At 57.0% G+C, this 9,246-nt stretch carries 3 protein-coding genes; 1 reads left to right on the forward strand and 2 read right to left on the reverse strand.

The window, feature by feature from the left end; translation table 11 throughout:
* Positions 1 to 9: 9 nt before the first annotated feature.
* Positions 10 to 1,458 (forward strand): FAD/NAD(P)-binding protein, encoded by a 1,449-nt coding sequence (locus IB266_RS21500; protein WP_192262341.1) that lies wholly within the window; start codon positions 10 to 12, stop codon positions 1,456 to 1,458.
* 153 nt (positions 1,459 to 1,611) lie between these two features.
* Here IB266_RS21500 and IB266_RS21505 read toward each other — a convergent pair whose 3' ends face one another.
* Together IB266_RS21505 and IB266_RS21510 are read right to left on the reverse strand one after the other, a co-directional pair.
* Positions 1,612 to 4,374, reverse strand: a complete 2,763-nt coding sequence (locus IB266_RS21505) for an RHS repeat domain-containing protein (protein WP_225613615.1) — start codon at positions 4,372 to 4,374, stop codon at positions 1,612 to 1,614.
* Between the two features lie 27 nt (positions 4,375 to 4,401).
* Entirely contained in the window at positions 4,402 to 9,234 is a 4,833-nt protein-coding gene (locus IB266_RS21510; RefSeq protein WP_192262342.1) for a neuraminidase-like domain-containing protein, read from the reverse strand.
* Positions 9,235 to 9,246 lie beyond the last annotated feature (12 nt).

Raw genomic sequence — 9,246 nt, forward strand, 5'->3', positions numbered from 1 at the left:
GAGAGCGGTATGGACACAGCGCTGGAACGACAGGGGAGTGGCCTCATCCGCGAAGCCGACATCCTGATTATCGGTGGCGGCCTGAGCGGTGCCATGCTGGCCGCGCAATTGCTGCGCCTGCCGGGCCGGCGCGAGGTGCTGATCGTCGAGCCGCGCAGCGAGCTGGGCCGGGGCGAGGCCTACAGTGCCGTGGAGCTGGGGCACACCTTGAACGGCAACGCGGCGCGGATGAGCGTCGATCCGGACAACGCCGACGACCTGACCCAATGGCTTACCGCATTCATCGAGGCCGGCGGCTGGCCCGAATCGGATCAGCAGCACGTGCCGATCAGCGAGTTGTTCCCGCCCCGGGGAATCTTTGGCCTGTATGTGCAGCAACGCCTGGCCGAGGCCCGCGAGTTGGGCGCACAAAACGATTCGACCGCCGAGCATGTGCGCGGGGAGGCTGTGGACCTGCGGCTTGCCGACGATGCCGTGATGGTTACGCTCGCCGACGGCCAAGTCTTGCGGGGCGGTTTCGCGGTGCTGGCCACCGGCATGTTCCCGGCGGCGCGCACCCCGCAAACCGAATCCAGCGGCTTGAATGCCGCAGCCCTGGATCCCTGGGATGTGGCCGCGATGCGCCAGCTCGATCCCCAGGCCACGGTGCTGATCATCGGCTCGGGACTGACCATGGTCGACGCTGTGGTGTCCCTGGAACAGGCCGGGCACCGTGGCCCCATCGAAGTGTTTTCCCGCCATGGGCTGTTGCCCCACGTGCGCCGCCAGCCGCCGGCCTGGGTGGATTTCCTCGCCGAAGACCACAGCCTGCGTTCGCCACGCCAGTTGATGCGCGCCCTGCGTGAGCAATGTCGCCAGGCTCAGGCTCAAGGCATCGATTGGCAAGCGCCGCTGGACACCGTGCGTGCGCATATCGGGCGCTTGTGGAACCAGGCCAGCGATGTGCAGCGCCGGCAGTTCGTGCGGCATGTGCGGCCGTGGTGGGAGAGTCATCACCATCGCTCGCCACCGTTGAGCGCGGAGCTGGTGGCGCGTTTGCATGGGGAAGGGCGGTTGCGGATCCAGGCGGCGTCGTTCAAAGGGTTGGCGTCGTCTCCCGAGGGCACAGTGGGTATTCGCATCCGTCGCCGGGGCGAGGCAGGACTGGAAGTGGTGCAGGGCGCCGCGCTGATCAACTCCAGTGGCATTGAATATGACTGGCGTCGGGTTGCACGGCCGTTGCCGCAACAGTTGCTGGCCCGGGGGCTGATTCAACCGGGGCCGCTGGCCTTGGGCATCGCCGCCCGTGCCGATGGTGCGGTGCTGGATGCTCGAGGCGAACCCGCCCAGCGGTTGTTCGCCATGGGCCCGCCGCTGCGGGGGATGTGGTGGGAAAGTACTGCCGTGACTGATGTGGCGAGTCAGGCCAAGGCGTTGGCGGGGCGGTTGGTTGAGTTGCAAGTCTTGGTTTCTGGCTGAACATGGTCCTCCGTGGCGAGGGAGTTTGTTCCCGCTGGGATGGGCCACTCGATTAACAATTCAGGGCAACCTTCTGATGGCTTGAACGCATGATCCGCTCCCGTACCGTCGTACGGGAGCGATCATTCTTCAGCAGCCTACCCCTCATTAGCTTTAAAACGGTGCCTCTTTAGGTCTTGGTAGCACTACGTTACCTATGACGTTGGTGTAACTAATAACTATCAGTTTATAGGCAGAAATATTTATCTTTATTTCTATATAGTCTCTGAATATTCCGCTTGCGGAGTTCAGTTCTGCCGAAAAAACATAGTCTCGGCCTAGTTGTAAAGCGCTGGCGCTTTCAGTATAGACGCTATAGACCCTAGGTGTGGTGGGATTGCTGTTTCTTGAAGTTTTTGACCAAGCGGCAGCGTCATTATAAGTAGGGGTGATGTAGAATCCTGGACCATTTTCCAAACCATTGGCAGTGCCCAAATATTGCTTATCTAACCCTCTCATCAGACTTTCGCTGTGTTCCGCTTTGGAACCATGAAAACCGATCAAATCATAGTTGCTGATACTCCCGGGGCGCCCCTGATCTTGCGATGTGAGAAACATGCTAGGGGTCGATGTCCAGCGCCTTAAAGGCTCGAGGAGAGGCTTATTGGCTCTTTCTTGCAGCGACGCCATGCTTGCTTCTGGTGTCTCGAAGGAAACACCGTCTATTTTCTTAACAGGCACAACCCCAGCGTTTGGAACAGGCATTGTGGCTTTGGACAATTGAGGTGCCTCTTCCTGAGGAGCAGTTATTACTGAAACAAAGGATGGTCTTGGCGGGGCAACTGGTGGAATACCCAATGTTGATCCGGGTCGAGACGGCACGACAGGTGAAGTAGCCAATGTTGCTAAGGGCCGAGAAGGAACAGGGGGGGACCGCTCCATTAACCCTTCGACATCAACTCGGGCGAGTGGATTATTGGATACCATCCGATAGCGATTGAGCCCGTCTACGCTTTCTGCCGGATCCGGATTAACCCACCGCTGCAACCAACTCGCGTAATACCTGAACCCATAATAGTAAAGCCCCGTCGCATCCCGCTCTTTCCCCGAATAACGCACGGTCTTGTAACTGGCCTCCACCTCACTGCGCCCGGCAAACCAGGCCGTACTGCCATAGGGATGGTAGGTTTCCCGGCTGATAACCCCGGCCTCGCCATCCAGCTCCAGGCTGCTGGAACCCAGATGGTCGGTCAGGCTGTAGCGGTATTGATCGTTGCTCATACCGGCAGGCGGTGTGGTTTCCCAGTGCAGCACCTGCATGGCGCTGCGTCCGGCCTGTACGCAGATCACTTGCAACACTTCGCCCGTACCTTGGCGAGTGCGAATCTCCAGGCCTGGCAAATAGCGAACTTCCGAGATCAGCGAACGGGCATTGGTTTGGGTGGAGCAGACCTTGCGTCGTCGCATTCCGTCGCTGCCGTAGAAGTACAGTTCGCGGTCATCATCATCGCTTTCACGTTCCACCGGGCGCACCTCGTGCAATTGATTACGCAAATCCCAGCGCAATGTTTGCCCCTGTTGCAGTGCCAATAGGTTGCCGTTGCCGTCGAACGCGGCGGCAATCTCCTCTTCAGTCGGTGGTCGGTCATCCAGGTCAGGCAGGCAACGATTGCTGTAACGAGCGGCTGTCAGTTTGCGGCTGTGACTTTGTGGACCGACATGAATCAGTTCCAACAAGTTGCCACCCGCGTCGTAGTGGTAAGTTTGCTGATAGTTGGCGACTGCGCCCGGCTCGTCGAAGCGGTTGAAGCCCGGACCTCGACTGGCACTTCCGGCCTCCCAGCCGGTTGCCTTGGTCAACTGATAGAGGCTGTCATAGTCATAGCGGTTGATCGGCTCCACCCGTTGGTTGGCGAAGTAACGAATTGGCAAGGCAGCATCTTCGATACTCAGCACATTGCCCACCGGGTCGTAGGCATAGCGAAGATCCTGCAGAGGGGCATCGGCATCGCGCGCGGCGTGCAGCCGCAGAAGGCGTCCGTCCTCGGCACGGTAAGTCAGGGTGCTGACCACACCGTTACCGGCAGTTTCCTGTTCGACCTGGCTATAGGCGTTGTAGGCGATTTCACTGACCAGCGTCCGAGGCGTTGCCTGACCGCTCAATTGCAAATGGCTCGCGAACAACAGGCCATCGACGGTGTAGTCGAACAGTTGCCGATTGCCCTTGGCATCCACCTGCTCCAGCACATCGCCCAGCGGGTTGAAACGCGCCGCACTGGTTGCCGCCTGGGCCACCGGCTCCAGCAATGCATCGCGCTCAGGTAGCGCCTGCGGCCAATCCGGTGCTTCCAGCGCATGCAAAAAGCGTTGGGTCTGTTCAAGTATTCCACCGGTTAAAGCGTACTCGTCCAGAGTCTGGCTGCCCGCCGGATCATCGTGTCGGATCACTTGCCCGCATTGGTTGTGAGCGGCGAAATCGGCCCCGGCACCCGCGTATTCATAACGTTCGCTGCATCGCGCGGCTTCGCCTTTACCCTGTTCGTAAATGGCCAGTGGGCGCAGCAGATCGTCGTATTCGACCCGTCGTTCAGTCTCCCGGCTGTCCCACGTTTCCACTAACTGATCTGCATCGCCGAACAAGCTGATCCGCTCACCGGCATCGACACTCACCGAGCCCAGTACCTTGCCTGACAGCGAGTAGCGGTTGTTCAGGTTCGCCGGTGTTGCCGCATCTTCTGTCTTGAGCGCCCATAGTCTGGGGTCCCATTGTTTAACCAGGCGTCCCATCGCGTCATAAGCGCTGCGGTTGATTCGCTCTTCGGGGGCTGTCGTCTCGACGGCACGGTAGTAGGTGACTGAACGCACATCGAGGCCACGCGGGTCTGCCACCGTCAGGGTCGGTGTGTGAGTGTGAATGCCCTGCGTCAGAACCGTCATGGTTGACACTCTCTATATCGATAGCACCTAGGACTTGGCAGTGTATTGGACGTGCACGATGATATCGGTCAGGGACCGTAGCGCATCCTGCTGTCGGTCCGGCCGCGGAAACACCAGGGCCCAGCGTGACACCGCGCCGGTACCCTCGAACGGCAGGTAGCGCTCATCGTCGAAGTTCAACGCGAACATCCCGTCATCGCTGAGTCCGCTGGACAGCGCGATCTGCTGGCTGGCGCGCAGGTTTTCCCGCACCACCCCATCGACGGTCGCACTCAGTTGCACCTTGTTGTAAGTCTGCGTCAGCTCGGCTCGGATATCTTCATAGGGGCCCACGAGCAACGGCAGGGACACGCCGATGCGCTTGATACGGCGTAGGTAGTGCCCGGGATAATCGTCGTCGAACATCACCTGGGTCAGTTCGAAAGCAACGCTGCCGTCTTGCTCCAGACGGTCCTGCAGTGCCTCCCAGGACAGATTGATGGTCGATTCCGGATCCTTGTCCTTGAGCTCGCGTAGCGAAACGGTCTTGGTAATTTCCAGCTTGCGTTCGTGACGCTTGAGGTACTCGCTCTCCATTCTCAGCAGATTGACTTTCAACGACTCACCGGCGCCCAAGCCTCGATAGCTGTCGTTCCAACCACCGGTGTGAATGAAGGTGGTGACGAAGTCGGCGATCTCGTATTGCCAACTGGCCTGGGTGGCCAGGCACAGAGACAAGGTAGCGTCGTACATCTGGTAATAGAACGTCGCAAACTGGCCGATCAGCCATTGATACAACTGGGGGGTAGTGAAGCGTTTGGACAGGAAGGCATAGCTGACCCGGGCCTGTTCCAACGCTGCTTCGGCCTGCAGCAGTTGCAGTCGGGTGGCCTCCTGCTGCTCGTCCATTACCTTGAGCTGCGCATCTATCTGGGCAATTTCCAGTACCGCCTGATCACGGGCCTGCATCCATTCCTGGTGGCGGCGACGGTAGCCTTCGGCACGGTCCAACGCTTCGCCGGTGGCATGGCTCAGGGCCGCGACACCGCGAGCGATATGAGCGACAGCCTCAGGAACGCCGTTGCTCTCAATTCCGCTGACACCGCCACCGCCCTCTCCACCATTCGCCGTGCCGGCTACTATCCCCGCGCTCGCCGAAGTACCGCTAGGCACCAGCTTGAGTCCCGCGGCAATAGTGTCAGAGAACGCAGCCCCTCCCTCAAGGATACGTCCTTGCAGATGCTCCATGCCGGCCAGGATTTCCCCGGAACTGACCACTTCTTCGCTCAATCCTTTGTAGAAAATCCGGCGGCCTTCCACAACCTTTTTACTGGCTTCCAGAGCCTCGCGGCTCTCTGTTTCAATCTTCTGTGCCTGCTTTTGCAAAACAATGGCATGTTCGGCGAATTCCCAGGCTTGCTGGTGCTGCAACTCCAGGAACTCCGCCTGTTCCTTGCGCTCGATCAATGACAGTAAGGTCTGGCCAAACTGGATCAGGCTGTCCACTGCGCTGCTGGCGCTGCGGTGCATGATCGAGAAACGATAATGTGGGGTGTCTGCGGCGATCAGGCGGCCAACACCGCCACTGCCGCCGCCCTGGCCGAAGGCAGCGAGCAGGGCTCGCGGGTCGAGCGGGGCAGCGAACAACGGCAGCAGCAAAGGCTTGCCGTCCAGGGTGCGGTTGTTACGCAAGTTGTGCAGTCGGCTCTCGGCGGTATCCCAGAGTTCCACCAGCTTGAAGTTCATTGGTACACGCAGGAATTCGCTGTCCACGCTCAGCACGTTTGGATCCGGGGCGAAGGTGCGCAACTCCAGCGGTGGTTCGTTGAACAAGACCAGAGACACGCCATCGTTGGCCTCTGCGCTTTCGCGTCGCTCCTGGTCCTGGGCCACCAATCGTCGCTCATAGTCGCGCAGGCCCTGACTCGAACTGGCGGCCAGGGTTTGCAGGGTGATCGGTGTCCAAGGGTCTATCAGGTTGATATCCGGGCGGGGGCCCAGCAGATCCAGCACCCGTACGTACCAGAGTTTCGCTTCGGCCAGGCTGTCGGGCGTCAGTTGCCGGTAGGCGCTGTCGCCCCGGTCGAGCAGATTCTTCAGATAAAAGCTGTAGATGGCCTTGCGATAATGGATCGGGTTGCTGCTGGCGATGCCATCCGGGTCTTGGGGCGCCCGGGAGGCATAATCGAGATCACGACTCTCGTTCTCCACCAACGGGCGCACATTCCAATAGGCCGGGCGGCCGCTGCTATCAGGTTTGCGGCTGGTATCGAAAATGAAACTCAACCAGTACTCGCTGCCGTCGAACTGCTGCTCGAGGTTCATGCGATGGGCCACCATGAACGGCAGGTGCAGGAACAACTCCCAGAAATACAGGCCGTTGGCACCATTGAAATCCATCTTGTTATTGGTTGTCGGTGGCATCAATGGCGGTTCTTCCTGTTGCTGGGTTTCCCAGGACAACAAGTTTTCCAGCGCGATATTGGCCTTTTCCACCAGGGTACGGGCGAACAGGGTGTTCATGCGGATCGGTCGGCGAGCGACCGTGGTCGAACCGTCGCTGAACGCGATGTCGGACCCCGTGAAATCTATGAATTCGGCGATGCCCAGTGTGGGGCTATCACGCGTGCCCATGCCAGGGGCTTTCAACGTATCGCCGCTTGTGGTCTCCAGTTTCAACTCGACGGTTAAGTGTTTGTTGCCACCACCGAGCAAGGGGCCATTAGCTGCGCCATCACGAATGTAGACACCGTGGTTGAATGGAATCACTTTAGAGTTTTCAGGCCATTCCACCGGCCAGTCGGGAAGTAAGGTTTCCGGATTTATTTTTATCTTGACACTTAGATTGTTGGGCGCTGGCAGATTCATAGAATAGTTGGTGTTCGCCAACCAAACGGATCCAGCTACCAGATTGGCAGGTGTGGGAGTGCTGATTGACTTTGGGCGTGCAAGTTGGTGCTGAAAGTACGACCTCGTCAATTCAGAATAGAGGGTTCGCTGCTGGAGCATTGCATGGTCTGGTGCATTGTCATCTGGGTTTGTCACCTGCAATCGATACAAACCTGACTCTTCAAAAAGTTTTTCAATGGCTCTTGTTCGAACATATTTTCCAGCGAGAGACATTATCTTGGCGCCGTTCTCGATAGCCGGAATTGTTACACCTCCGCCGCTTTTGTTATCGCATAAAAAGTCAATGCCTGACTCGGGAATGGGCAAAACAATGATTCCGGAATTAAATATATATGACTTGTTTTTGTTGAAGTACCAAGGGCCAAAAATACTCATGATGGATGATCCGTCCAGCAATACCTGAAATTCGTCAGCTACAACCCTTTCAGTGATAATCAGGGTTAGCCGAAATCTTTCTGTCTGTGTACCAATATCCATACACTGAATAACAATCAGGCGAAACTCCTCTCCCGTCAAATCAGATGTTATTTGCGAAGTGATCTCAACTTCCGACGTTGTGCGGTCATATGTAACATTGGCGCTGGTAACATCAGCAATAATGTTTTGCAGGTTTTCATGATTCCAATGAGGTTCTGTCCGGAGCGGCGATGAGTTCTTCACTTCTTTCAAGGAGATCTGAAATGCCGGTAGTTTGAATTGAAATTTATTCTTGTTCTCATGAGCAAATATTCGTGCCACTTTTAATACGTGTGGTTTTTTACGGCCTGGGTCCGATTGATTCAAACTGACTTTGCCGGCAATCGGAAACAGAAGTTCGCGATTGAAGTTCTTGTCAATATTGGCCGTCTTGAGGAAGGCGTATGTATCTTTACTGCCATCAATTTCAGTACTAGGCGTATACCCTGCGTACATCGCAATGAACAAGGCGTCGGGCGTCGTTGAAGTGTCCTGGATAGCAATGGTCTCCAACACCCCGTTCAAATCTTCGCCCAGCGGAAAGTTATCCGCCTCGCTGGTGGCAGTGATGTAACAAAGCGGGGCACTCCAGGAATTGTCATATTTCTTATAGGAAACGTTCAGGTGCAACTCGGTACGGTTGAACGTGATGGTCTCTATTTCGGGTGGGGCGTTACCAACGGGAGGCTTCTTGTTGAATTCCGTTCTTTCGGCCAGGTGCAGCACATCGACCCAAACCACGAACAAGCGATTATTGAAAAACACCGGGCGGATGGTTTTCTCTACCGTAGCCTCGGAAATTCCCAAGTCTGCGCTTGTCCAGTCTGACCAAGCCCCCGGTTGCGGGTAGTCGTGTTTGGGCCCGTTGGTGCCACTCACGTAACTGCGTTGCGACATGTCCACCGAGCGCCAGTAATACCGGTTCTCCGCTCGTGATTTGCCGATGAAGTAATAGGTGCCGTTGGCGAAGTCGTCATCGGTGATATAGCCATTGACGATGGTCAGGTTGGCCACTTCCTCGAAGCTGGCCAGGTAGTGCTTGACCGCCTCCTGGGTCGTGTCGAGGTGGATCTTGTTCTGGTTGATATCATTTTCCAGTTGGCGGAAATACCCGGACTTCTTCATTCGCAAGCTGGGATCGATATAGATCGAAGGGTAATAGGCTAACTGCTGGTTTGCTGCCCAGAGCGGGTATTGGCATTGCTGGTCGCGCCATTCGGCGATCTGGTGGTCAGCCAGGGTTTTGGTCTCGTAGCCAGGCTCCATGCCCATGAGCACGCCGTTGATGTATTGCTGCAGGCTGGCAATGGCCGAGGCGACGTAGCTGGTCTCCACTTCCTGGCTGACTTGGACATCCAGCAGTAGAAGCTCGTACAGGTCGTTGGCGGTTTTCAGTTTGTCGCTGAGGCCTAATTGCTGCAAAACAGGGTCGTTGGGCACAACCTGATCCAAGTAGTAAGCCACTTGAATATCTCGCAACGCTTCATTTAGTTGTTTTTCGATGGACGTCGTCATTAGGAATACCTC

It is taken from the genome of Pseudomonas sp. Pdm06 (assembly GCF_014851795.1).
In the GTDB taxonomy this organism is placed as follows: Bacteria; Pseudomonadota; Gammaproteobacteria; order Pseudomonadales; family Pseudomonadaceae; genus Aquipseudomonas; species Aquipseudomonas fluorescens_AA.